The sequence below is a fragment of the Olleya sp. NP1-10 genome, from assembly GCF_055804415.1.
The window spans coordinates 175,001-200,097 of record NZ_CM147840.1 but is presented as its reverse complement, the minus strand read 5'-3'; the positions used below and the strand labels follow the sequence as shown (position 1 = coordinate 200,097).

Genomic DNA, 25,097 nt, shown 5'->3' with positions numbered 1-25,097 from the left:
AGTTGTAGATTGTAAATAATTACTATTTTTGCCCACGGAAATGCGAGAGTAGCTCAGTTGGTAGAGCGTCAGCCTTCCAAGCTGAATGTCGCCAGTTCGAACCTGGTCTCTCGCTCAAAAGCTTCATCATAACGATGGAGCTTTTTTTATGAGTTATAGTTAAGTTTTGTAAAATGTAGGTTATTGTAGATGTTATCAAAAGAGGGATAAGTTTGATTTAAAATAGTGAACAGTTATTTTTTTGTTTTTTTATTTTAATTCGTTTAGAAAAGTACCAGTTTCGATTTCATAAGGTTCTTTTTCATATTCAAAGATTCTAGCATTTAGCATTCCTTTTAATTGTATTGAAGTTCCTTTAACTTCTAGCCAACTACCCTCACGTAAACCAACAACAGGTTGAGTATTAAATTTATGAAACTCCTTTATACGTGTTTCTCTAGTTTCACCCATATGTTTACTATTGGTGTCAGGATCTAAATAATGTGGATTTATATTAAAAGGGACACAACCTAAGGTTTTAAAATTAGGAGGATAAACAATAGGCATGTCATTAGTAGTGCGCATGGTTAAGCCACAAATATTACTTCCTGCACTTGTACCTAAGTAAGGTGTTCCTTCATTAATAACACTAGTTAACGTGCTTAATAAATTGTGTTTATACAATGCATTTACCAATACAAAAGTGTTTCCACCTCCAGTAAAGATTCCTTTAGCATTTCTAATAGCTTCAATTGGATTTTCAAATTGATGTAACCCTTTTACAGTAATTCCTATGGTGTTAAAAGCTTCATTTGCTTTTTTTGTATACTCATCATGAGAGATACCTCCTGGTCTTGCATAGGGTATAAAAACAATTTCATTTATATTTTTAAAATGAATTTTTAACTCCTCCATTAAGTAGTCTAAATATGATCCAGAATGAAGGGTAGAGGTACTTGCAATTAGTAATTGCTTCATAAAAATAGTTTTTGTAAATTTAATTAATCGAAGCTTTTAACAAAAGATTATATAGCAATTAGATTAAAATTAAGAGTAAAAGTTTTTATTTTACTTAAAATCAGCCATTATGAAATTAAAATTACTAGCATTCCTTATGTTAATCGTAGGTTTTTCCTACGCTCAAGACTCAACTCGAGTAGAAATCACAGGTAAAATTATTATAGATTCTCCAGATTTAGAAGGAATAACGGTCTATAATTCTTCTTCAAACAGAGGAGCTGTTACAGACCAAAAAGGAGAGTTTAAAATTAAAGTCATGTTAAACGACAGGATAAATGTATCCGCATTACAGTTTAAAGATTTTAACGTCGTTATAGCACAAGAAGTTATTGAAAATAAACAAATGAATGTTTATCTAGTAGAGCAAGTCAATAAATTAGATGAGGTCGTAATCTTACCCTATGATTTAACAGGTATTTTAAAAGAAGACGTAGCAAATGTAAAAACGTTTAACCCAGATTTAGATGCTATTTATTTTGGAGTCAATGATATAAGTTTTTATGAGTTTTCTAACGATGAATATAGTAAAGTGGAAAACTTAGCAGCAATGAATCAAAACGAAAGAATTAGATATCAAGCAGATGGAATGGCTATTATTGGAGGATTGGTCAACTTGATTTTTAAAAAGAAAGATAAAAAGAAGTCCTCAACAGCTGTAACAACAATTGAAACTTCAAAGGATTTAAGCGATATGTATAAACATGAATATTATACTGTTAATTTTAAAATTCCAGAAGATCAAGTAGAAGCTTTTATTGCATTTGTTCAAAATAATAATTTTGATACTGGTTTGTTAGTAAAAGGTAAGGAAATGCAATTAATAGAACATTTAAACGGTCAAAGTAAGCAATTTTTAAAAACTAGTATTGAGAAAAACTAAATTAATACTTAGTCTTTTACTGTTGTTAGTTAATTCAACTTTACTAGCTCAAACAGTAGAATTGTCTGGTGTTATAACTGGAGATGATGATGTAGAAAATATACACATACTTAATAAAACAGCATTAACTAATGCAACGTCAGGTAAACAAGGTGCGTTTAAAATAAAAGCTAAATTAAATGATACTATAGTTTTTACTTCCGTACAATACAAAATGTTAGTTAAAGTGGTAACACAACAGGATGTACTCTCAAAAACATTAAATGTAACTTTAGAGGTTTTTACCAATCAATTAGATGAGGTATTTATAACTAAACCCTTGTCAGGGAATTTAAGCGACGACATTTTAAATTCAACAGCAAAACCAAAAATCAACTTTTACGATGTTGGTATACCGGGTTATCAAGGAAAGCAAAAAACACAATCAGAAAGACGTTTGAATGAAGCTACTACAGGTGCTGGGTTAATTCCTTTAAATCCAATTATTAATGCTATAACAGGACGTACTAAAAAGATAAAAAAACAAATAGAATTAGAAAATAAAGATGCTTTATTGGTAAGGTTGAAAAATGATTTAGCTAAAGATTTTTTTAAAACTAATCCATTAGATGAAAAATACCATGTCGAATTCTTTTATTTTGTACAAGAAGATCCATTATTTAAAGAGAAGTGCGGTAAAAGTAACTTAGACGCATTAGCTTTTTTTAAACTGAAATTAAAGCAATACAAACAAAATTTATCAGAAAAATAATAAAGTATTAATTGGAATACTTTTTGTTTCTATTCCGTTAAATTTGTAACAAAATAACCCTTCATGAAGCCTATAAAATACCTTTTAATATTTAGTTTATTTACACTGTTTTCATTTACTGCTGTGCATAAATATTATGTTAGTATCACTCAAATAGAATATATTAAGGACAAACAATCTGTTCAGATAATAACAAGAATATTTGTAGATGATTTTGAAAAGTTATTACGTAAACGTTACGACAAAACTATTGTATTAAATGATGGTAAAGATGAAACTTTAATAAATGGTTATATCAAAAAGTACTTGTTACAAAAACTGGAAATAAATATTAATGACACTCCAAAAACCTTAGCTTTTATTGGTAAAGAGTATGATGATGACATCGTGTATTGTTATCTAGAAATTGAAAATGTAAAAGCCATCAATAGCTTTGAAGTTAAAAACACTGTGTTATTTGATGTGTTTCCAGATCAAAAAACATTGTTAGAAATAATATTAACGGAAAAAACAAGACTTTTGTTTTAATTCCTGAAAAAGATAAAGGTTTGTTAAACTTTTAACAAAGCCTTTAGACAACGTTAATTTTTGTTAAATTCACGTTCTTAAAGTAACAATCACTCAAAATGAAAAAATTAAAGTATCTATTTCTTTCGGCACTTTTTGTGTCTGTTAGTACCTTTGCGCAAGACCAAAAGGAAGACAAAAAAGAACCTCAACAAGGTCACAGCAACAACAACAAGTTTAAGCAGTTGTATGAAGAGTTTTCAACACCTAATATGTACAGAGCTGCCTCAGGTGCTCCAGGTGCTGCCTATTACCAGCAGCAGGCAGATTACAAAATGGACTTAGTGCTTGATGATGTAAATGCAAAATTATCAGGTTTTGAAACCATAACATATACTAACAACTCTCCAGATAATTTAAATTATTTATGGGTACAGTTAGATCAGAATATGCGTGCTAAAGATTCTAAAACACCTTTAATTAGTGATGACTCTGCGCAACCAGCAACAACACCAGGACGTTTTGCTAATAGTTATTTAACTGAAGCTTTTGATGGTGGATTTAATATCCAAGAAGTAAAAGATTCTAAAGGACGTGCATTGCCACATATGATTAACCGTACGATGATGCGTGTTGAAATGCCAACAGCATTAAAATCAGGTGATTCTTTTTCATTTTCAATAAAATGGTGGTATAACATTAACGATCATGTTAACGGAAGAGGTCGTTCTGGATACGAGTATTTTCCTGAAGACGATAACAGAGCATATGTAATTGCGCAGTTTTACCCAAGAATGGCTGTTTATAATGATGTTGAAGGGTGGCAAAATTCTCAGTTTTGGGGACGTGATGAGTTTGCATTACCATTCGGTAACTTTGAAGTAAATATAACAGTACCTGCAGATCATATTTTAGATGGAACAGGAAAGTTAACAAATAGAAAAGACGTTTTCTCAAAAGAAATGATGAAACGTTATGAGCAAGCTAAAAAATCTTACGATGAGCCTGTAGTCATTGTAACTCAAGATGAGGCAATTGCAAAATTAAGCACAAAGTCAACAAAAACAAAAACATGGAAATTATATGCTGAAAATGTACGTGACTTCGGTTTTGCTACTTCAAGACGTTACATTTGGGACATGATGAGTGTTAAGATTGGTGGTAAAGATGTAATGGCTGTGTCTTTATATGGTAAAGAAGGAAACCCATTATGGGAAGACTGGTCTACTAAAGCAGTAGCAAGTACATTAAAGTCTTATTCTCGTATGACTTTTGATTACCCTTACCACAAAGCAATATCTGTTCATGCTAAAGAGCAAGGAATGGAATATCCAATGATTTGCTGGAATTATGGTCGTCCTGATAAAGATGGAAACTATAGTGACAGAACTAAATTTGGAATGATGTCTGTAATTATTCACGAAGTTGGACATAACTTTTTTCCAATGATTGTAAATAGTGACGAGCGTCAATGGACTTGGATGGACGAAGGTTTAAATACATTTGTACAGTATGTTGCAGAACAAGATTTTGGTAAGTGGTATCCAGCAGCATTGTCAGAAGGGCAAACAGCATACCCATCACGTCGTGGACCAGCAGCCAATATTGTACGATATATGGGTGGAGATCAGGATTACATTGCTCCAATTATGACAAAAGGATTAAATACCTACCAATTTGGTAACAATGCTTATAGTAAACCAGGTACTGCCTTAAATATACTTCGTGAAACAGTAATGGGTGAGGAGTTATTTGATTATGCTTTTAGAGAATATGCACAACGTTGGATGTTTAAACACCCAACACCAGAAGATTTTTTCCGTACTATGGAAGATGCTTCAGCAGTAGATTTAGATTGGTACTGGAGAGGATGGTTTTACACAACAGACTATGTTGATATAGGTGTAAAAGACGTTAAAAAGTATTTTGTTTCAAATGAACCTAATGCTGAAATTAAAAAAGTAGCAGAGCAAAGAGGAATGAAGTTAAGTGACTTGCCTCCTTTAGTGTATTTTGTTGAAGAAGGTAGTGAAGATTTTGATGCTAATTTAAAAGGAAAATCTGCTCTAGAAAATTCAACTACTCTAAATGAGTACATCATGGATAACTTTACTCCAGCTGAAAGAGCTAATATTAAAGAACCAAAATTCTTTTACAGTGTTACTTTTGAAAAGCCAGGTGGATTAGTAATGCCAATTATAGTTGAGTATACTTACGCTGATGGTACTTCTAAAACAGAAACGTATCCAGCACAAATCTGGAGACTAAATGATAAAGAGGTGAGCAAAACGTTAGCAACAGAAAAAGAGATTGTAAGCATTACTGTGGACCCTAAATTAGAAACAGCAGATGTCGATACTTCTAACAATTCTTGGCCAAGAGAAATGAAGGCTAGTGAGTTTGATAACTTTAAAGAGAAAAACAAAAACTAAGTATAAATTTAGTTTTTAATATTCAAAAGTCCTTAAAAATTAAGTTTTAAGGACTTTTTTATTTTGTATATTTAGAACTATATAAAATAATGTTATGTATACATATAAGGCAAAAATAATAGCAGTTTATGATGGAGACACAGTAACTGCTGTAGTAGATTTAGGGTTTTTACATTCTCAAGAAATGAAATTACGTCTTTACGGAATTGATACACCTGAATTGAGAGGAGAAGAAAAGGAGGAGGGTAAAAAAGTTAGAGACATTGTTAGAAGTATGATATTGGATAAAGAAGTTACAATACGTTCTTACAAGGATAAACAAGGTAAATATGGACGCTATTTAGCTAATATCATATTAGAGGATGGTTTAGAGTTAAACCAATGGTTAGTAGATAATGGTCACGCTAAGCCCTACTTGATATAAAATAAAAAAGCGACTACTTATTCTAAAGTAGTCGCTTTTAATAATTAATCCTTGATATAAATTTATCATTAAATTATTTCTCCATTCCAGGAGGATATTTTTCCATGATTTTAGCAACAAATTCTTTGATGCGTTCTTCTTTTTTATCCATGTTTTTTGATAAGTAACCAGAGCCTTGTCCTTGCCAAACTAATTCTTTTTTATTAGCATCAATTAAGTCAACAAACAAGAGTCCCTGAGTTGATGTTGTAACATTAGATCCAGAGTTCCAGCCCCATCCCCAACCCCAAGCTCCTGCTCCCCAAGAGTTGTTGTATATATCAACACGTTGATTAGATTTAGTAAAAATACTAACTAAAAGATCAGGATTTTCAGATTTTGTATAGCCTTTTGCTAGTAACTCAGCTTCAATAGCACGAAGTATTCTTCGTTTATCTAAATCACTAATTTCAGCTTTGTCTATTCCTGATTTAAAAAAAGCAAAGGTTTTGTAGTTATTAAAATCTACAGCTTTGTCGTAATCTGCAGCAACTTTAACAGAGCTACATGAAGTAAGCACAATTGCAATTAATGCAATAGGTAATAGTTTGATAATTTTTTTCATGGTGATAATATTTAGGTTTATAATTGTTCTAATAAATCATCATCAACTAGATTGGGTAAGGTTACTTTTAAATTAGGTTCACTATCCATTGCGCGTTTAATAGCAAAAATAGCTTCGTCATTTCTAGCCCAACTGCGCCTTGATATTCCGTTGTTTACATCCCAAAACAACATTTGTTTTAATCTTTTTGATGCTTCTATACTACCATCAAGAACCATACCAAATCCACCATTAATTACTTCTCCCCAGCCAACTCCACCACCATTATGGATACTAACCCAAGTAGCACCTCTAAAGCTATCACCAATAACATTGTGTATAGCCATGTCTGCAGTAAAGCGTGAACCATCATAAATGTTTGAGGTTTCTCTATACGGACTATCAGTACCAGAAACATCGTGGTGGTCACGTCCTAAAACAACTGTTCCGATGTCTTTCTTTTTTATAGCTTGGTTAAAAGCTTCGGCTATTTTCATACGTCCTTCTGCGTCAGCGTATAATATTCTAGCTTGTGATCCAACTACTAATTTGTTGTCTTGTGCACCTTTAATCCATTGGATGTTATCTGACATTTGTTGTTGGATTTCTTCAGGCGAATGTTGCTTTATTTCTTCTAAAACTTGACAAGCGATTGCATCCGTTTTTGCTAAATCTTCTGGTTTTCCAGAAGCACAAACCCATCTAAAAGGTCCAAATCCATAATCAAAGCACATTGGTCCCATGATATCTTGTACGTAGCTTGGGTATTTAAAATCTATACCGTTATTTGCCATAATATCTGCACCTGCACGAGAGGCTTCCAATAAAAAAGCATTACCATAGTCAAAAAAGTACGTCCCTTTTGCTGTGTGTTTATTAATTGCGTCAGCATGACGACGAAGTGTGTCTTGCACTTTTTCTTTAAATAATTCAGGTTGATTAGCCATCATTGTATTAGCTTCTTCAAAAGTAATACCTACAGGGTAGTAACCTCCAGCCCAAGGATTGTGTAAAGAAGTTTGATCACTTCCTAAATCGATATGTAAATTATGTTTATCAAAAGTTTCCCAAACATCAACTATGTTTCCTAGGTAGGCTATTGAAACAGTTTCTTTTTCGGCTTTAGCCTGTATAACACGTTTAACTAATAGATCTAAATCTGTAATCTTCTCGTCAATCCAACCTTGATCTAAACGTACTTGAGTTATTTTTGGGTTAACTTCTGCGCAAACAGTAATACAACCTGCAATGTTACCAGCTTTAGGTTGTGCTCCAGACATTCCGCCTAAACCAGAAGTTACAAATAGATGTCCTTTTGGTGTTTTCTTAATTTTTCTAAACCCATTTAAAACGGTAATAGTGGTACCATGTACAATACCTTGTGGACCGATGTACATATAACTACCAGCAGTCATTTGTCCATATTGTGTAACGCCTAAAGCATTAAATTTTTCCCAATCATCAGGTTTAGAATAGTTAGGTATCATCATTCCGTTAGTAACGACTACTCTTGGTGCGTCTTTGTGTGATGGAAATAATCCCATTGGATGACCAGAATACATGGTTAAGGTTTGCTCATCGGTCATTTCGGCTAAATACTTCATGGTTAATCTGTATTGTGCCCAATTAGAAAACACTGCTCCATTACCACCATAAGTTATTAATTCATGCGGATGTTGTGCAACAGCATAATCTAAGTTGTTTTGTATCATTAACATGATTGCAGCTGCTTGTTGTGATTGTGCTGGATATTCATGTATTGGTCTAGCGTACATTTTATAATCAGGTCTAAAACGATACATATAAATACGTCCATAGGTATCTAATTCGTTTTTAAACTCTGGTAATAATGTTTTATGATGTTTTTTATCAAAATATCTAAGTGCATTTTTTAAAGCTAATTTCTCTTCAGCTTTACTTAAAATTGCTTTTCGTTTTGGTGCATGATTAATATTAGCATCAAAAGGTTTTGGTTGTGGTAATTGGTCAGGAATACCCTCTAATATCTGGTCTTTAAATGTCATAAAAAAGTAGACTTTATTTTTTATTAGTTGTGTTAGTTTTGGTGTTGTATCCATAAGGACAATGTCTACAACCGCTTTCACAGCAATAACCACGTTTTAAGTGATATTGTTCTGTAAAACAACGATACCCTTCAGGTGTTAAGTAGTAATCGCCTTCTTCAATAGGAATTATCTTCTTCATATCACAAAGATAACGTAAATTGGTGTACATTTTGTGAAGTATAAACTATGATCATTGTTTCCAAATACTTAGTGCCAAAAGGGTACGCAGGATTAACTATTTATCCTTTTATTTTTCTTAACAACAAACACTTAAAACAAAGTGCTAGTTTGGTAAATCATGAAAAAATTCATCTTAAACAACAGCTAGAGTTGTTAATACTTCCATTTTATATTTGGTATGTTTTAGAGTTTTTGATTAGGTATTTAAAGCATAACAATTGGCAAATGGCCTATAAGAATATTAGTTTTGAGCGTGAGGCGTATTGTAATGATTCAAATTTACAGTATTTAAAAACTAGACGTTTTTGGCAATTTTTAAAGTATCTTAGCAAGCATGAAATTTAGGCCAGAACTTAGTGTTAATCAAAACATACAACTCCCTTTTAAAACTAAGGTGACTTTACATTTAAAACGAGAAGATTTAATACATCCCATTATTTCTGGTAATAAATACCGCAAATTAAAATACAATATCGCTTTCGCGGAAACCCATAATCATGATACGTTACTTACTTTTGGAGGTGCATTTTCTAATCATATTGCAGCAACAGCCGAAGCAGGTCGTGTCTTTGGTTTTAAAACCATTGGTGTAATTAGAGGGGAAGAGTTACATGATAAAATTCAGGACAATCCAACTTTAAAATTTGCGCAATCCTGCGGAATGCAATTTAAGTTTATAAGTCGTGAGCAATTTAGATTAAAATCCACACAGTCTTTGATTGAAAAATTAAAACGCGAGTTTGGAGATTTTTATCAAATACCCGAAGGAGGTACCAATGATTTAGCAATTAAAGGATGTAAAGAAATTTTAACTCCCAACGATAAGCAGTATGATTATATATGTGCTTCGGTTGGGACAGGAGGTACGCTTTCAGGATTAATTAATAGTTCAAGTTTAAGTCAACAAGTTTTAGGTTTTTCTGCCTTAAAAGGCGACTTTTTAAAAGAAGATATTAGTAAATTTGCAACACAAAATAATTGGCAATTGCTAACTGATTATCATTTTGGAGGTTATGCTAAAATAAATGAAGAATTAGTTACGTTTATAAATCAATTTAAAACTGCGCAACAAATTGCATTAGATCCTGTTTATACTGGTAAAATGCTTTTTGGTATTTTTGAATTAATTCAGAACGGTTTTTTTAAAGACAATGCCAAAATTTTAGCAATTCATACAGGAGGCATTCAAGGCATTGAAGGTATGAACAAACGTTTAAAGCAAAAGCAACAACAATTAATAATATAGTTAATGAAAAAAATAATAACCATACTTTGTATAACGCTTTTAATTGTTAGTTGTGGTACTTCAAAAAAAGTACAAACCAAAAAAGCAAAACCTAGAACAGTTAAGGTTGATAGGACTGAAAAGAATACTACAAAGGAAAAAGAAGTTATAGTCCCTGAAGAAACTATAAAACAAACTTCTGAAGTTTACGCTAATAAAACAGAAGAATATATTGCTGTTTTTAGTGATATTGCCCAAGACGAAATGCGAAAATATGGTATTCCTGCAAGTATCACTTTAGCACAAGGTATTCTAGAGTCCGCTTCAGGTAAAGGAAGATTATCTGTAGAGGCTAATAATCATTTTGGTATTAAATGTCATAATTGGACAGGAGCCAAAATATATCATGACGATGATGCTTCTCAAGAATGTTTCAGAAAATATAAAAATGCGAAGTATTCGTTTAGAGACCATTCGTTATTTTTAACAGGACGTAAACGTTACTCTAAATTATTTAATTTAGAAAAAGATGATTATTCTGGATGGGCTAAAGGTCTGAGAGCAGCAGGTTATGCAACAGATAGAAAATACCCTAGTAAGTTAATAAGTTTAATAGAGCGTTACCAATTATACAGGTTTGATGCAGATGTTTTAGGTAAACAAGCAGCAAATAATGATAAACATACTGTTATAAAAGGTGATACTTTATATTCTATTTCAAGAAAATACAATCTCTCTGTAAACGAGTTAAAAGCGTTAAACAGTTTAGAAAATAACGATTTATTTGTCGGACAGATTTTATTTGTAAAACCAATACCTAAAGATTATTAAAGTTTATGATTTATAAACGTAGTAGTGCTTTGTTTGCAGAAGCAGAGCAAGTAATACCTGGTGGAGTGAACTCTCCTGTAAGAGCTTTTAAAGCAGTAGGTGGAACGCCAATATTTGTTAAACAAGCAAAAGGCGCTTATTTGTATGATGAAGATGATAATAAACTAATAGATTACATCGCATCTTGGGGACCAATGATTTTAGGGCATGCACATCAGCCTGTAGTGGATGCAGTAATTGATAAAGCAAAAAAAGGAACTTCCTTTGGTATGCCAACTCAAATTGAAACTCAGATAGCAGAATTAGCTGTGTCAATGGTTCCAAATATTGATAAAATACGTTTTGTTAATTCTGGAACAGAAGCTTGTATGAGTGCTGTTAGATTAGCAAGAGGTTATACTAAAAAAGATAAAATAATTAAGTTTGCTGGTTGCTACCATGGGCATTCAGATTCTTTTTTAATTCAAGCAGGAAGTGGAGCTGTAACCTTTGGTACACCAAATAGTCCTGGAGTGACTCAAGGTACTGCAAAAGATACTTTGCTTGCAAAGTATAATGATTTAGCAAATGTTGAAGCTTTAATAGAAGCTAATAAAAACGAAATTGCTTGTATTATCATAGAGCCTGTTGCAGGAAACATGGGTTGTGTTCCTCCTAAAAAAGGATTTTTAGAAGGGTTAAGACAATTATGTGATGCTAATAATATTTTATTAGTCTTTGATGAGGTAATGACAGGGTTTAGGTTAGCTAAAGGAGGTGCTCAAGAGTTATTAGGTATTAAGGCAGATATCGTTTGTTTTGGTAAAGTAATTGGAGGCGGATTACCAGTTGGAGCTTTTGCAGCTAAAGCTGAAATTATGAATCATTTAGCGCCTTTAGGTCCAGTGTATCAAGCAGGAACATTAAGTGGAAACCCATTAGCAATGGCTGCTGGATTAGCCATGTTAACCGAACTAAATACTGGAGATGTTTTTGAAAGTTTAGCTAAAAAAACAGAATATTTACACAAAGGAATTGCTGAGGTTTTAGAAAAGCGAAATGTTACACATACTATTAATAGGCTAGGTTCTATGATATCTGTACATTTTTGTGATAATGAAGTTGTGGATTTTGAAACGTCTGCAAAAGGTAACAACGATACGTTTAAGACCTTTTTTCATGGTATGCTGAAACAAGGTATTTATTTAGCACCAAGTGCATTTGAAAGTTGGTTTTTAAATGATGCATTGTCTTATGAAGATTTAGACAAAACCATAGCAGCATGTGATGCTGTGTTTAGTTAATTGAATAAAATTAAAGCATAAAAAAAGCCGATTATAAATTTATAATCGGCTTTTTTTAGTTGTTATATAATTAGAGTTTAGCTTCTGTAGCCTCTAAAAATTTGTTGAATTGTTCTTCGTTAAGTACTTCATTCATTTGTGACGCTAAACGGTCATTGATTTTATTTTCTAAATCAGTATATTCACTAGTGCCTACTTTGTGTAAACTATTAAGTGTTTCTGATTTTGCATAAAATTCTTGGTATGCAATATACATTGATTCTTGAGTTTTTTTATTGGCTTTAACAAGTCTACCCATCTCAACAGTTTTTGTTTGTGCAGCAGTATTAATTTCAGCACTAAAATTTTGTTGGGCATTAGCCTTATTGGTGGCTAAAAATAAACCAAAAACAAAAAGACAAAGTGTAAATATTTTTTTCATTGGAGAAAGAATTAATTAAGTTATGATTTTAAATGTAATACTTTTTGTTTAATTAGCGAACAAAAAAAAGCACTGAATAGATAATCAGTGCTTTTTTGTCTTTGAAATGAATTTTTATATTAATCTTCCATTTCTAAATCTCTATCTTTTTTATTGTGGTGACCTTTTCTTTTTTTATCACCTTTTTTCTTCCGTGTTTTCTTTTAGCTTGAGACTTTCCCCATTTTTCATATTGTTCAGCGTTTAAAATGCTTTTCATTTCTTTTTTAGCAGCGATCTGATCATCTAATCTTTGGTTAGCTCTTTCAAGTCTTTCCTCTTTTGTAGGTTTTACTTTTTCTTCTTTATCTTTTGCTTCAAGACGTGATTTCATCGCTTCTTTACGCTTTTTAGCGTGTTCTAAATTTAAAGCCATTACTTTTTTCTGTTGGGCATCCGTTAAATCTAAATGTAGTGTCATTTTTTTTGTTTGCAATTCTGCCATTTCTTCTGGTTCTAATTGCATGCGTTTTTCTATTTTTTCTTTTCTGTTGTCTTGACGCTTTTCTTTTTTGTCTTGCGCATTAGCTTGAAATGTTATCAAGGCTAAAGCTATAATTGCTAATTTTTTCATTTTTATAAATTTTAAATGTTATACTTCTAAGACCTGATAAAATTAAAATAGTTTAAAAGTAAGTTGGTTTTTAGCTTTTAATTAACATTGGTTTTTGCCATTTCTACTAGTTCTAAAGTAATAGTGTATAGCGGTTTATTTTCCATTTTACTTTTTAACCAAGCGTAAAAACTCATTACAAAAATATCTTCTTGTTGTGCGTCAATCCAAATAAAAGCACTTTCTATTCTAGCTTTAAATGTTGTAGTTGTTACAATATTTGGGTCTTTAAAATATAATTCGACAAAGCTTAAATACGTGATCACTCTATTTTGATTAATTTGTTTTAAATAGGAGTAGTACTGACGTTTAAAACTACGTAGTCTTGAGTCTACTAATTCTATGTTTTCTAATTCTATTTGTATTATAATGTCAATTAAGTTTTTTTTAATGACCCAATCTTTTCCTGCTTTAGTTTCGTAATAAGCATCGGTATGATAAAAGGTAGCCATAACTTGATTTGCTTTTTTATAATCGTCATGTTGTACAAATGTCATGACTAAGCATAAGTGTATGTCTAGTTGACTTTCTATATCTTGATGTTTTAGTTTAGTGCTTTTTTCTAGTAAGGCAATAGCTTCTTTTTGTTGGTTGGTGTAATTATATGTTAAGCCTTTTAATAGGTTGTGTTTTAATATAAAGGTGTTATAATGTTTTTTTTGATTGCTTTTTAATTGTATTTCCATTGCATTCAAGTACTGCAAAGCTTCGTCAAATTTTTTGTTCCTAAATAAAGTATTAGCAATCAGATATAGTATTTGAATGTGATAATAAGTTTGTTTGTCTCGATTTTTGTATGATTTTATAGAGGTGTAATGTTTTAATAAAAAGGATTCTATTTTATAATAGTCATTAGTTACAAAAGCGGATAAACTAACAATACTTATAATTTGATATAGTGCTTTAAATGTAATAGCATTTTCTAGATTTATATTATGTTCTTCTAGAGTACTGTTTAATAATGTTTCTAGATCTAAGACAACACCTTTATAGTTTATGTTGTTAAGTGTTTGTTTAATTTTTGCATAGACGATGTTTAGTTGGTCTTCTAAATAGGCATTATGTTGATTATTTTTAAAAGCAGTAATATAATGTTCTAGTTTATCTTGTGGTTGTGAGTAGGAGTATTGAATTTTTGTATGATAAATTTCGTTTAAAATAGAAAATAAAGCATGTTCTATTGCTATAGTTTCAGCTTTAGCTAATAATTTATAGGCTGTTTTATATAGTTTTTTGGTAAGGCAGGCTCTAGCAGTGATGAGTAGTTTTATTAATTTCATTTCTAGAGTGCTCTCATCTGCCAGATGTTTATTGGCTATAAAATCTATAACAGATTGATATAAGCGTTTTCTTAAAGCGTGGTACGCTCCTTTTTTCTGACTGCCATATAGTATGTTGCAAATGGTAAATGTATCCAAGTTTTTATCCTGAAGTAACTTGTATAGTTGTATGTTTTTTGTATCGCTTCTTTTGTTCTTTTTTTCTAGAAACGTTATAAACTGTTGTTGTTCTTCATTAGAAAATGTAGAAATTAAGTTGTTTAAATCAGTCATTTAATCGTCATTATTTGGTTAAAAATAGCTATTTAAATAAGGATTATTGTGTTTTTTATATAAAATATATCGTCAGTTTTATTTTAAATCTGTTTTTATATAACTATTTGCCTGTTGCATCTTTGTCGTGTAATCAAGAAATCAAAACATCATGAAAACATTTTTTAAAGCAACACTTATCGTTTTATTTTTTAGTGTATTACTAGCTAATAGAATGGAGATTCAGAATTATTTAATAGAAAGTTACCAATCTTATGTAGCAGATTTAAGTAATCATACAACAAGTAAGGTGAGTTATTTAAGTGTTTAAAATAATTTAGCATTATAAACCTTATCAAATTAGAGACTAAGGGTCTCAAACTTTATTTTATATAATAATTATCAAAAACAAAATAATATGGATTATCAAACAACAGTTTCAATAAATGAAGATCAAAAGTCTAAAAAGCCTAAAAAGAAGGCAACAACATATAATACAAAACCCACGCGAGCATTTGTAGGAGCATCTTGGACAGCTTTATGTCTTGGTATGGTTTCTTATTCTGTTGGATTATGGAATGCAAATATGCTTCTAAATGAAAAAGGTTATTACTTTACCATCTTGCTTTTTGGATTATTCTCTGTAATATCCGTACAGAAATCCGTGAGAGATAAGCTAGAAAATGTACCAGTTACAGAAATTTATTACGGAATAAGTTGGTTTACGTCTGTAGCAGCAATCGCATTATTGGTTATTGGATTGTGGAATGCAGATTTAGAACTTAGCGAAAAAGGGTTTTATGGTATGTCATTTACCTTAAGTCTTTTTGCAGCTATTGCAGTGCAAAAAAATACGCGAGATATTGCCTTTTTATCAAATGATAAAACAGACAATATTTAATGTTTTGTTTTGATGATTGGTTAATGTGATGGTTAACCTAAAACCTCGTGATGAATGTTACGAGGTTTTTAATCAAAAAACAAAAATTAAAACCATTAAAAATGAGTAAGAAATTTGAAAAGACAGTACCAGAATTAATAATAAATTAGATAAAACCTGAAGTCACTGCGTTACAGATACAACTATACTTTTAAACTCTAGAAGTAAAGCAGGTAATAACTTATTTGTAATATTTGGTATTTTTTGATCTTTAAAAACAACCAATCATCGAATTTAATTAATATTAAGAGTTTTGAATTGGTAACTAGTTGCTGGTGTGTTAATTTTATAAAAGACAATTAAGACCACAAGCCTATGACGTTTTTAAATTTGATGATATTTTTAATTTTAGTACTTGTGTTTTTTGTAATTATTAGAAGTATTTACATTGTATATAAAATTAAAACATCAAGGCAAATAGGGATAAAACTTTCCAATAGAAATTGGTACTATAAATTCTTATCTAAAAATTTTATAAAGAATTTACCCTCATAAATATATATTAGAATAAAAAAAGGAACTACATAGCTGTAGTTCCTTTTTTTTGTTTAAACCAATTTGGTTTATTTATATTAGTTAAACAACTTCTACAAATAGTCCGTCGTCAGTTTTGTTAACTTTAGCAACGCCTAATTTTGTTAACCCTTTTATAGTTTTATCCCATTTTTTATTACTTAATCCAGATTGCTCTTTTAAAGTATTTAAGTCAATTGGGTTATTAGCTTTAAGCAAGGCAAAGACAGCTTTTTCTTCATCTGTCATTGGTATAGCTTTTTTCTCAGGTTTCATTTGAGGGAAAAACAACACTTCTTGTATAGATTGGTTGTTAGTTAAAAACATGATTAATCTGTCCATACCAATTCCCATTCCTGATGTTGGAGGCATTCCGTATTCTAAAGCACGTAAAAAGTCATGATCAATAAATTCTGTAGCTTCGTCATCTCCTTTTTGAGCTAATTTTAATTGGTGCTCAAAACGTTCACGTTGGTCAATTGGATCATTAAGCTCGGAATATGCATTTGCTATTTCTTTACCACAAACCATTAGTTCAAAACGCTCAGTTAGTTCTGGGTTATCTCTGTGTTCTTTACATAAAGGACTCATTTCTTTTGGATAGTCTGTAATAAAGGTAGGTTGTATGTAGTTACCTTCACATTTTTCACCAAAAATTTCATCAATAAGCTTTCCTTTACCCATGGTTGCATCAACTTCAATTCCCATGTCTTTAGCAGCAGTTCTTATTTCATCTTCAGATTTATCTGTTATATCAAAACCTGTAAAATGTTTAATAGAATCTGCCATAGTCACTCTTGCATATGGTGCTTTAAAGTCAATTTTGTGTTCTCCAAAAGTTGCTTCAGATGTTCCGTTTACAGCAACAGCACAGTGCTCTAAAAGTTTTTCGCAAAAGTCCATCATCCAATTGTAGTCTTTGTAGGCTACATAAATTTCCATTGCTGTAAATTCTGGATTGTGTGTTCTGTCCATTCCTTCATTACGAAAGTTTTTAGAAAACTCATAAACACCATCAAAACCACCAACGATTAATCTTTTTAAGTACAGCTCGTTAGCAATACGCATATATAGAGGTATGTCTAAACTATTATGATGTGTAATAAATGGTCTTGCAGCAGCACCTCCAGGTATAGGTTGTAAAACAGGAGTTTCTACCTCAAAATAACCAGAAGTATTAAAAAAGTCACGCATAGCGTTAAACAATTTAGTACGTTTAATAAACACGTCTTTAACATGTGGATTAACTACTAAATCTGCGTAACGTTGTCTGTAACGTTGTTCAGGATCTGTAAAAGCATCATGCACTTTACCTTCTGCGTCAACACGAGGTTGTGGTAATGGTTTTAAGGCTTTACTTAATACTTTAAAGTCTTTTACTAAAACAGTTTTTTCACCAACTTTAGTTGTAAATAATTCTCCTTCAATACCAATAAAATCACCAATATCTAAAAGCTTTTTATATACAGTGTTGTAGTGTGTTTTGTCATCACTTGTACAGATTTCGTCTCTGTTAAAGTAGACTTGAATACGTCCTTCGCTATCTTGCAACTCGGCAAAACTAGCATTACCTTGTATACGTCTTGACATCAAACGACCAGCAATAACAACCTGTTTACCTTCTTTAAACTCCTGTTTAATCTGTTTAGAATTTTCTGTTACAGGAAATAAATCTGCTGGATAAGGGTTGATACCTAACTCGCGTAACTTGGCAAGTTTTTCTCTACGTACGAGCTCTTGCTCAGATAATTGTGACATAGTTTTATTGTAAATAAATTTAAGGCACAAAGATAATGGTTTGTAACAAAAAATAAGTGTTAACGTCAAATAAGTATATCATCAATCTATTAAATTTTTAATCATGTCTTTTTGGCGCGTTTTATTGTGTGTAATTTGTCCTCCATTATCTGTAATAGGTAAGGGTTGTGGCTCTATTTTAATTGTTTTTATTTTATGGTGTTTAGGATGGATACCAGGTGTATTGGCAGCTTTAATAATATTGAATAATCCTGAAAGATAAATTGTATCTTTGCTATATTATTTTTTTAGATGAATAAAGCAATAACATTACAAGATTTAGGTACAAAAGACTTTAAAGAGACTTGGGATTATCAAGAAGAATTATTTAAAGCAATTTTAGATACCAAAATAAAAAATAGGAGAGAAGCTGCAGGTTTAGAAACCGATAACTTTTTTATTTGTAGAACATCCTCATGTATACACCTTAGGTAAAAGTGGTGATTTGTCCAACTTACTTTTAGATGAAGCACAACTAAAACAAAAGGAAGCTACATTTTATAAAATTAATAGAGGAGGAGATATAACCTATCATGGTCCAGGACAAATTGTTGGTTATCCTATTTTGGATTTAGATAATTTTTTTACAGATATTCATAAATACTTACGCTTTTTAGAAGAGGTTATAATTTTAACACTTGACGAATACGGTTTAAAAGCAACACGTAGTGAAGGTGAAACAGGTGTATGGTTAGATGTAGGGACACCTTTTGCTCGTAAAATTTGTGCAATGGGAGTAAGGGCTAGTCGTTGGGTTACAATGCATGGTTTTGCATTAAATGTAAATGCTAACTTAGGATATTTTGATAATATAATACCTTGCGGAATTAGAGGAAAAGCGGTTGCGTCCTTAAATGTAGAATTAGGTGTTAAAGTTGTTGATGAAGCTGAAGTTAAAGCTAAAATATTAAAACACTTTAGTAATTTATTTGAAGCTACTTTTGTAAAATAACCAATTACTATTTACTAGAATAAAAAAGGATGTTTTTTAAGTGAATTTCACCGTAAAAACATCCTTTTACTTTTACAATAAATATAAGTAGGACTACTTTAAAGTCATAAACGTTTTTTTACGACGTCCATCACTCATCATGATAAATTTATCTAATTGGTAGGTTCCGTAATAGGGTAAATAAAACTCGTTACCTCTGTAAGCTTAATTTTCTGCGTTAAAAAAGACTTTATAGTAATGCATTTTTTTGTCTTCGTCATAACCACGTTCTAAATATTCTGCACTAGCATCTGGTGCATCTATATCTAATTTAATTTGGATATTAGTATCTAGCTTGATGTCTGTTTTAATTTTCTTTTTTTCTTTATTTAATACCTTTTCAGAAACATCAAATTGGTTTCGTATTAGGACATTTTGCTCGCTTTCAAACTCTTTTTTATAACTTTCAAAAAGCTCTAAATGTTTGTCTTCTTCAAAAATTTCATCTTTAAATCTTTCGACATTAACAATTTCATTTTCTTTAAAAAAGTCAACTGTTTTAGCTAAAAAAGTATTTTGTTCTTGCGCACCATAAGTTGTTTTAATAATTTCAGTAGAAAACTCTTTACACAACTCTAAGTAATTTTGCGTATGACTATTATAGTCATCTGCATACTTGATATTTAAAAACTTATCTGTCCAATAGGCTGCGTCATAATTGTTATTGTCAACGGTTAAAACAACTTTACCTTCTGCATCACCTGTGTTTAAAATTAAACAGCCTTTATCTACTTTTTTTGCATTAATTCCTTTTTGGACTAATACATCATAACTATTGTCTTCTAGATAGGTTTGAAAAAAATTAGTCTTGTTTTCTATTTTAAAAATACCAACAGCATCAATAACCATTTCGTTATGTTCAATACCATCAAAATAGGCTACAATTACATCTCCTGTTTTAATCTGTGCAGAGGTGGATTGCTCATACAAATGTTTGACTACATTTTTGGAGACATCCACAAAAGTTTCGTCATCTGCAAAAATAGATTTAGCGTAAGCATTAATTTCGTTTAACTCAATATTGGCATGATGACTAAATCTGTGACTTTGCACTAAGCTTGTAAATGGTCTTAGTAAAAAAGGAACCATTAGCTCATAACTGGACTCATCAAAAATAAGTTCTTTTTCAGAAAAGGCATTTTTAGTGTCGTTATGTTTATTTCCTACTTTGTGAATAATACACTTTAAAATAGAGGCTTTGTTACGATTAATCATTATTAAAAATAGTGTTTGTTTTAAAATACAATGTTACTAAATATAGCCTTAATACAACACAAAAAAACCGAAGACTTTGCTTCGGTTTTTTTATTGAATAATGTATGATTAAAAGTTTACAGTTGATTAATTAGCTGCTTTTTTATTATTAATGTTGAAAAATTATGAAGGTTAACTTTTAAACTAATTTATTTTATAAACCAAAACAGAATTGCTTTCACCTTTTGTAACAAACTCTAAATTATTATCTCTGTCAATATTTTCTAGATCTATTGCAGATGTACCATATACAGGGAAATTATCTTGTAATACACCATTACTATCATAAAGTAATACTTTTTGCGTTTGCGTATCTGTAGTGGATACGTATATTTTATTGTTAATATAAAATAATTTAGCAGGCGTATAGTTACCAAAATCAAGTTCTAGATTATGGTGTTTAATATTAAGCTTGTTACTGTACTGGCTAATTAAGGTTTTAGTCGTAGACGCTATAGTATGTTTGTCCGATATGTTTAAACTACCAACAGATACATTCCCTTTTTCTGTAATTGTAGCAATTTTTCCATCTGTAGTTGATGTAATAAAATTAGAGTTATACTCAAATACTGGTTGGTTTGACCAATTTAAATCAATCTTAACTTTAACTCTAGTTTTACCACGTCTATTTAATATGTGTAACTTGTCACTAGTTTTAAAAACTAAATAATCTTTTCTTCCAATTCTAATATGTTTAGGCGGTGTGTTTATAGTTTTTTCAGTTTTATTAAATTTGAAACCTGGCACTGGTTTGGCTTTAGCATCATATAATAATACGTTGTTATCTTGTATAACAAAAAGGCGATATTTTTTCTTGTTATCGTAATCAAACACAGCTAAAGGCTGAGTAATATTATCATCAAATTTTTTAGGGAAAGGACTGACGTCATTACCATTTCGATCAATGACATACACGCGATTTTGTGTCGCAAATACATACTGCAAACGTCCATTTTTATACATGTCAATTTGGTCTATTTGTCCCAAAATGGCTCCATGTAGTTTCTTTTTCCAGACAATTTTACCATTGTTAGATATCAAATAAAGTTTATTACTAACATCCTGAACCATAATATCCATTTGTTTGCTGCGGTAATTTTTTACAAACTGAGGTTGGTTTAAAACATCATGGTCTAACTTTATATTAAACAATTCGGTAATCGAATTACTTGAAACCGAAGTTTTACTTTGATTAACGATAGCATTAAAATGAGCAAAATCTGTATCGTATATAAATTGTAATGCCGAAGATTTGTAGTTTTTAAAGTCGAAATTTTGCTTTGACTGACTATTGTTTTGTACCAATTGTTCTAGTCCAGAAGGATTGATAACTTGTAATACCGAAGCTTGGCTGCTTAAACCTTTTTTGATGTCATTATAATAGTCACGATCATTTAAGGTTGTTTGGTTTTGATAATTAACAATTATATTTTCTAAGGTTTCTGTATTGGAAGCAAAAATTAAAAACTGGTCTATAATGCAATAGTTGCTAGCATTGTCTAATGTAACAAATGGCTTTAATAGTTGATTAAACAATTTAGGCTTAGTAAATTTAAATATAGATACACCTCTAAAAGTTTCGATAAGATCTTTCTGACTTAGTAAAGCTTCATTGGTTTCAATTATATCAAGACTATTTAAAACTACAGCATTTGATGAGTTGGTATAGATTTCGCCAAATTCAATAATATTATTAAATAAAGGTTGGTCTATTGCAACGGAGTCACTTGGGTAGATAGTATTTAAATTAGATTTAAAAGTAGTAAACTGATCAAAAGTTATACTTAAAAACCCATTACTATTAGAAGGTGTAATTTGTGCTAATTGGTTGTCTTGTGGGAATGTGTTTTTAAACACATTAATCAAGCTAGAGCTGTCATTGGATTTTGTAAATCCATTTAAAACTAATTTGTTTTGATTGACTTCTGTATCAAAAGTCAAATATTTACTAAATGATTTAAATGGTAAATTAGGATTGTAAAATGGACTTTGTAAAACGGTGTTATTTGTATAAACCGAAAATGATGCGTCTTTATCCTGTGTAGCTATTATTTTTTTTAAGTCTTCGGTTTTTTCTTTGTGGTTAAACAAGTACTCTAAATGTTGTTTATTATTAGAGCCAACAAGTATTTTGTTTTGTAATGCTATATATAATGTATGTTGCTTTGTTGAGATTTTTCGAGCATTAATGTTTTTTAATTTAATTTCAGTTTTGGTTAGCTCAAGACTATCAAGATTAAATGTAGAGTCGTTAATCTTAGTAGTAAAACTATAATCTAAACTGTCTCCTTTATTCTTAAATAAACTAATATAAAGACGTTGGTTAAAATTAAACTTATTTAAGATTTCTAATGAATTGGTTAAATCGCTATAAGATTGCGTTTTAGATAGTTGTTCAAAAAAATGATTGTTAGCGGTATTGCTTTTAAAATTATCAATATTATTTATTGTAAAAACAACATCTGCTTTACTGTAAATAAATTCTTCAACAGTGTTTTTTGAAGTTTTAGAGTTGCAAGAAAATAACAAAATGATAAATAAACTGTAACACAGGTGTTTCATAGATAGTGCAAGATTTAGACAAATATAATAAGTTACAGTTTTAATGTCAATTGTTCTGGCAATAGTCTAAAAGTTTTTCGGTGGTATTTAGTAATTCCATATTTTTTTATGGCTTCTCGATGTTGTTTTGTTGGATAGCCTTTATTTTGTTTCCAGTTATACATCGGAAATTCTTCATGAATTTTATTCATGTATTCGTCTCTGTAAGTTTTTGCTAAAACCGAAGCAGCAGCAATACTTAAATACTTGCCATCACCTTTGATTATGGTCTCAAAAGCGATATCATTATAAGGTTTAAATTTATTACCGTCAACAATAATAAATTCTGGTGTCGTAACCATAGCATCTATAGATTTATGCATTGCTAAAATAGAGGCGTTTAATATGTTGATATTGTCTATTTCAGTTTCATGTATGTGACAAAAGCCAAAGCATAAAGCTTCCTTTTCAATTATAGGTCTTAATAAGTCACGTTTTTTTTCGCTAATTTGTTTAGAATCGTTTAGTACAGTGTTTTTAAAATTAGGTTTTAAAATAACAGCAGCAGCAGTAACAGGACCAGCAAGACAACCACGACCAGCTTCATCAGTTCCGCATTCTAAATTATACTCGGAATGTTTTAATTTCAACATTAAATAAAAAGGAATGTTTTACGTTATAGTATTTCAATTTTGTGCCTTTCTTAACTAAAAGCATAAAACCATAAAGATATTTGCTATTTTTGGCAAACATAAATGATTCAGCTTTAAAATTAAAGGTCTAAAATAGTCACCATTTAATGAAAAAAATAATTTTCTTCTTTCTTTTATTTGCTTTTACAAGTATTACATACGCGCAAAAGCCAACATTAAAACAACTTAATAAACCTAATAGTGCTAGTAAAAAGGATGGTTCAGTAGCTACAGATAGTACAAAGTCTGCTAATATCAAATCAGGAAAAGACAAAAAAGCTGTCATTACAGATTATCTAATAATATCTGCCACAAGAGATACAACCTATTTAGATACCACATTAAGTATTAAAAAAGAATATAAATATAATTACCTAAGACGTGATAATTTTGGTTTAATGCCTTTTGCTAATGTTGGACAAACTTATAATAGATTAACCTATAATTTTGATAATACTAATTTGCTTCCTGGATATGGAGCAAAAGCAAAACACTTTAATTATTTAGAGGTAAATGATGTTAATTACTATCATGTACCAACACCATTAACCGAGTTGTATTATAAGACAGCCTTCACGCAAGGACAACAATTGGATGCCTTTTTTACAACAAATACCTCAAGACAATTTAACCTATCTATAGGTTATAAAGGAATGAGGTCGCTTGGGTTTTATCAAAACTCATTAACTAGTACTGGTAATTTAAGATTAACAGCAAGTTATAAAACTAAAAATAAGCGTTACGTGTTAAACACACATTTTACGTCTCAGGATATTTTTAATGAAGAAAATGGAGGTTTAAAAGATGATAACCTTGAGTTTTTCGAGTCTGGTGATCCTGATTTTACAGACAGAGGTGTTTTAGAAGTGAATTTTGAAAATGCAGAAAACAAATTACTAGGTAAACGTTTTTATCTAAATCAAAGTTATGATATAATAAGAGCTAAAGATTCTGTAAGTTCAAACCGTCTTCAATTAGCACACGTCATGACTCTAGAGGACAAAATATATACATTTGATCAAACTACTGTAGATGAAGATTATTTTGGCGAAGCGTTTAAATCTACAAGTTTGTCTGATAGAACCGAGTTGGAGCAGTTTTCAAATCAACTACAACTAAATTACAGTAATGTCATATTAGGTAAACTACAATTTAATGTAACTCACAATAATTATAATTATGGTTACAATCAAGTAGTAGTCTTAAATCAAGCAACAATACCCAATCGTTTAAAAGGAGATATATTATCTGTTGGAGCAAAATACAACAAACATTATAAAGGGTTTAATATAATAGGAGATGTAGGATTAAATATATCAGGAGATTTTGATGGTAACTATATAAAAGGTTCAGCATCCTATCAACTAAATAAAGACATCCTAGCCAATGCATCAATTAATGTAAATTCGGTTGCACCAAATTTTAATACATTATTATATCAAAGCGATTACAAAAACTATAATTGGACTAATCAATTTAATAATGTAAAAACGCAACAACTTGTATTTAATTTAAAATCTAATAAATATGTCAGTCTAACATTAGACCTAAGTACCATACAAGATTATGTTTATTTTGCAAAAGATCAAGATGAAGCAATAAA

At 30.6% G+C, this 25,097-nt stretch carries 24 protein-coding genes, 1 tRNA gene and 1 pseudogene (1 of these 26 cut by a window edge); 15 read left to right on the top strand and 11 right to left on the bottom strand.

The window, feature by feature from the left end; translation table 11 throughout:
- The first annotated feature begins 42 nt into the window (after positions 1-42).
- Positions 43-115: transfer RNA gene (locus tag AC0L4B_RS00965), tRNA-Gly, on the top strand.
- Positions 116-249: 134 nt separating this feature from the next.
- On the opposite strand, the gene pepE is transcribed toward AC0L4B_RS00965, so the two are convergent.
- Positions 250-957 (bottom strand): dipeptidase PepE, encoded by a 708-nt coding sequence (pepE, locus tag AC0L4B_RS00960; protein ID WP_473438159.1) that lies wholly within the window; start codon positions 955-957, stop codon positions 250-252.
- A 109-nt stretch (positions 958-1,066) separates the two neighbouring features.
- Here pepE and AC0L4B_RS00955 point away from each other — a divergent pair, with 109 nt between their 5' ends.
- From AC0L4B_RS00955 to AC0L4B_RS00935, 5 genes are all read left to right on the top strand, one after another.
- Positions 1,067-1,879, top strand: coding sequence for a carboxypeptidase-like regulatory domain-containing protein (locus AC0L4B_RS00955; protein ID WP_473438158.1), 813 nt, complete (start codon positions 1,067-1,069; stop codon positions 1,877-1,879).
- Positions 1,866-2,630 (top strand): peptidase associated/transthyretin-like domain-containing protein, encoded by a 765-nt coding sequence (locus tag AC0L4B_RS00950; RefSeq protein ID WP_473438157.1) that lies wholly within the window; start codon positions 1,866-1,868, stop codon positions 2,628-2,630. The genes AC0L4B_RS00955 and AC0L4B_RS00950 overlap by 14 nt, the downstream gene beginning before the upstream one ends.
- A 63-nt stretch (positions 2,631-2,693) precedes the next feature.
- Entirely contained in the window at positions 2,694-3,158 is a 465-nt protein-coding gene (locus tag AC0L4B_RS00945) for a DUF6702 family protein (RefSeq protein ID WP_473438156.1), read from the top strand.
- 98 nt (positions 3,159-3,256) lie between these two features.
- Positions 3,257-5,569, top strand: coding sequence for a M1 family metallopeptidase (locus tag AC0L4B_RS00940; protein ID WP_473438155.1), 2,313 nt, complete (start codon positions 3,257-3,259; stop codon positions 5,567-5,569).
- A 94-nt stretch (positions 5,570-5,663) separates the two neighbouring features.
- Positions 5,664-5,993 (top strand): thermonuclease family protein, encoded by a 330-nt coding sequence (locus AC0L4B_RS00935; RefSeq protein ID WP_028290586.1) that lies wholly within the window; start codon positions 5,664-5,666, stop codon positions 5,991-5,993.
- 73 nt (positions 5,994-6,066) lie between these two features.
- Here the strand turns inward: AC0L4B_RS00935 and AC0L4B_RS00930 are convergent, their stop codons facing one another.
- Genes AC0L4B_RS00930 through AC0L4B_RS00920 form a run of 3 tightly spaced genes read right to left on the bottom strand, consistent with a single transcriptional unit; the run spans position 6,067 to position 8,781 of the window.
- On the bottom strand, positions 6,067-6,597 hold the full coding sequence (locus AC0L4B_RS00930) for a DUF4136 domain-containing protein (RefSeq protein ID WP_473438154.1): 531 nt from the start codon (positions 6,595-6,597) through the stop codon (positions 6,067-6,069).
- A gap of 17 nt (positions 6,598-6,614) precedes the next feature.
- Positions 6,615-8,600 (bottom strand): urocanate hydratase, encoded by a 1,986-nt coding sequence (locus AC0L4B_RS00925; protein ID WP_473438153.1) that lies wholly within the window; start codon positions 8,598-8,600, stop codon positions 6,615-6,617.
- Between the two features lie 13 nt (positions 8,601-8,613).
- Entirely contained in the window at positions 8,614-8,781 is a 168-nt protein-coding gene (locus tag AC0L4B_RS00920) for a DUF5522 domain-containing protein (protein ID WP_162874861.1), read from the bottom strand.
- Positions 8,782-8,828: 47 nt separating this feature from the next.
- On the opposite strand from AC0L4B_RS00920, the gene AC0L4B_RS00915 reads away from it, so the two are divergent.
- From AC0L4B_RS00915 to hemL, 4 genes are read left to right on the top strand one after another with little or no spacing between them, the layout of a single operon-like run.
- On the top strand, positions 8,829-9,167 hold the full coding sequence (locus AC0L4B_RS00915; RefSeq protein WP_473438152.1) for a hypothetical protein: 339 nt from the start codon (positions 8,829-8,831) through the stop codon (positions 9,165-9,167).
- A complete protein-coding gene (locus tag AC0L4B_RS00910) occupies positions 9,157-10,068 on the top strand; it encodes a 1-aminocyclopropane-1-carboxylate deaminase/D-cysteine desulfhydrase (RefSeq protein WP_473438151.1) in 912 nt (303 codons plus the stop codon). The genes AC0L4B_RS00915 and AC0L4B_RS00910 overlap by 11 nt, the downstream gene beginning before the upstream one ends.
- 3 nt (positions 10,069-10,071) lie before the next feature.
- The gene (locus AC0L4B_RS00905) at positions 10,072-10,878 is read left to right on the top strand and encodes a glucosaminidase domain-containing protein (RefSeq protein WP_473438150.1); all 807 of its coding nucleotides are present in this window, start codon (positions 10,072-10,074) and stop codon (positions 10,876-10,878) included.
- 5 nt (positions 10,879-10,883) lie between these two features.
- Entirely contained in the window at positions 10,884-12,161 is a 1,278-nt protein-coding gene (gene hemL / locus AC0L4B_RS00900) for a glutamate-1-semialdehyde 2,1-aminomutase (RefSeq protein WP_473438149.1), read from the top strand.
- A 70-nt stretch (positions 12,162-12,231) separates the two neighbouring features.
- On the opposite strand, the gene AC0L4B_RS00895 is transcribed toward hemL, so the two are convergent.
- The 3 genes from AC0L4B_RS00895 to AC0L4B_RS00885 all read right to left on the bottom strand — a co-directional run bounded on the left by AC0L4B_RS00895 (position 12,232) and on the right by AC0L4B_RS00885 (position 14,787).
- Positions 12,232-12,582: a hypothetical protein gene (locus AC0L4B_RS00895; RefSeq protein ID WP_473438148.1), complete on the bottom strand. Its 351-nt coding sequence runs from the start codon at positions 12,580-12,582 to the stop codon at positions 12,232-12,234.
- Between the two features lie 133 nt (positions 12,583-12,715).
- The gene (locus tag AC0L4B_RS00890) at positions 12,716-13,195 is read right to left on the bottom strand and encodes a hypothetical protein (RefSeq protein WP_473438147.1); all 480 of its coding nucleotides are present in this window, start codon (positions 13,193-13,195) and stop codon (positions 12,716-12,718) included.
- 77 nt (positions 13,196-13,272) lie between these two features.
- Complete coding sequence (locus AC0L4B_RS00885) at positions 13,273-14,787, bottom strand: hypothetical protein (protein WP_473438146.1); 1,515 nt, start codon at positions 14,785-14,787, stop codon at positions 13,273-13,275.
- 151 nt (positions 14,788-14,938) lie between these two features.
- Here AC0L4B_RS00885 and AC0L4B_RS00880 point away from each other — a divergent pair, with 151 nt between their 5' ends.
- Positions 14,939-15,097, top strand: coding sequence for a hypothetical protein (locus AC0L4B_RS00880; RefSeq protein WP_473438145.1), 159 nt, complete (start codon positions 14,939-14,941; stop codon positions 15,095-15,097).
- A gap of 87 nt (positions 15,098-15,184) precedes the next feature.
- Positions 15,185-15,667, top strand: a complete 483-nt coding sequence (gene yiaA / locus AC0L4B_RS00875; RefSeq protein ID WP_473438144.1) for an inner membrane protein YiaA — start codon at positions 15,185-15,187, stop codon at positions 15,665-15,667.
- Positions 15,668-16,282: 615 nt separating this feature from the next.
- Here yiaA and lysS read toward each other — a convergent pair.
- Entirely contained in the window at positions 16,283-17,977 is a 1,695-nt protein-coding gene (lysS, locus tag AC0L4B_RS00870; protein ID WP_473438143.1) for a lysine--tRNA ligase, read from the bottom strand.
- 103 nt (positions 17,978-18,080) lie between these two features.
- Here lysS and AC0L4B_RS00865 point away from each other — a divergent pair, with 103 nt between their 5' ends.
- The gene (locus AC0L4B_RS00865) at positions 18,081-18,239 is read left to right on the top strand and encodes a YqaE/Pmp3 family membrane protein (protein ID WP_082396253.1); all 159 of its coding nucleotides are present in this window, start codon (positions 18,081-18,083) and stop codon (positions 18,237-18,239) included.
- Positions 18,240-18,268: 29 nt separating this feature from the next.
- Positions 18,269-18,968: pseudogene (gene lipB, locus AC0L4B_RS00860) on the top strand (lipoyl(octanoyl) transferase LipB).
- Between the two features lie 204 nt (positions 18,969-19,172).
- On the opposite strand, the gene AC0L4B_RS00855 reads toward lipB, so the two are convergent.
- From AC0L4B_RS00855 to AC0L4B_RS00845, 3 genes are all read right to left on the bottom strand, one after another.
- The gene (locus AC0L4B_RS00855) at positions 19,173-20,222 is read right to left on the bottom strand and encodes a nucleoid-associated protein (protein WP_473438142.1); all 1,050 of its coding nucleotides are present in this window, start codon (positions 20,220-20,222) and stop codon (positions 19,173-19,175) included.
- Between the two features lie 183 nt (positions 20,223-20,405).
- Positions 20,406-22,823 carry a ribonuclease HII gene (locus AC0L4B_RS00850; RefSeq protein WP_473438141.1) on the bottom strand — a complete coding sequence of 806 codons (2,418 nt, stop codon included), beginning with the start codon at positions 22,821-22,823 and terminating at the stop codon, positions 20,406-20,408.
- A 32-nt stretch (positions 22,824-22,855) separates the two neighbouring features.
- The gene (locus tag AC0L4B_RS00845) at positions 22,856-23,455 is read right to left on the bottom strand and encodes a ribonuclease HII (RefSeq protein ID WP_473438140.1); all 600 of its coding nucleotides are present in this window, start codon (positions 23,453-23,455) and stop codon (positions 22,856-22,858) included.
- 146 nt (positions 23,456-23,601) lie between these two features.
- Between AC0L4B_RS00845 and AC0L4B_RS00840 the strand changes: the two genes are divergently transcribed.
- On the top strand, positions 23,602-25,097 hold the 5' portion of the coding sequence (locus AC0L4B_RS00840) for a putative porin (RefSeq protein WP_473438139.1). Its footprint extends 478 nt past the window's final position; only the first 1,496 of its 1,974 coding nucleotides appear in the window; its start codon is at positions 23,602-23,604; its stop codon lies beyond the right edge, outside the window.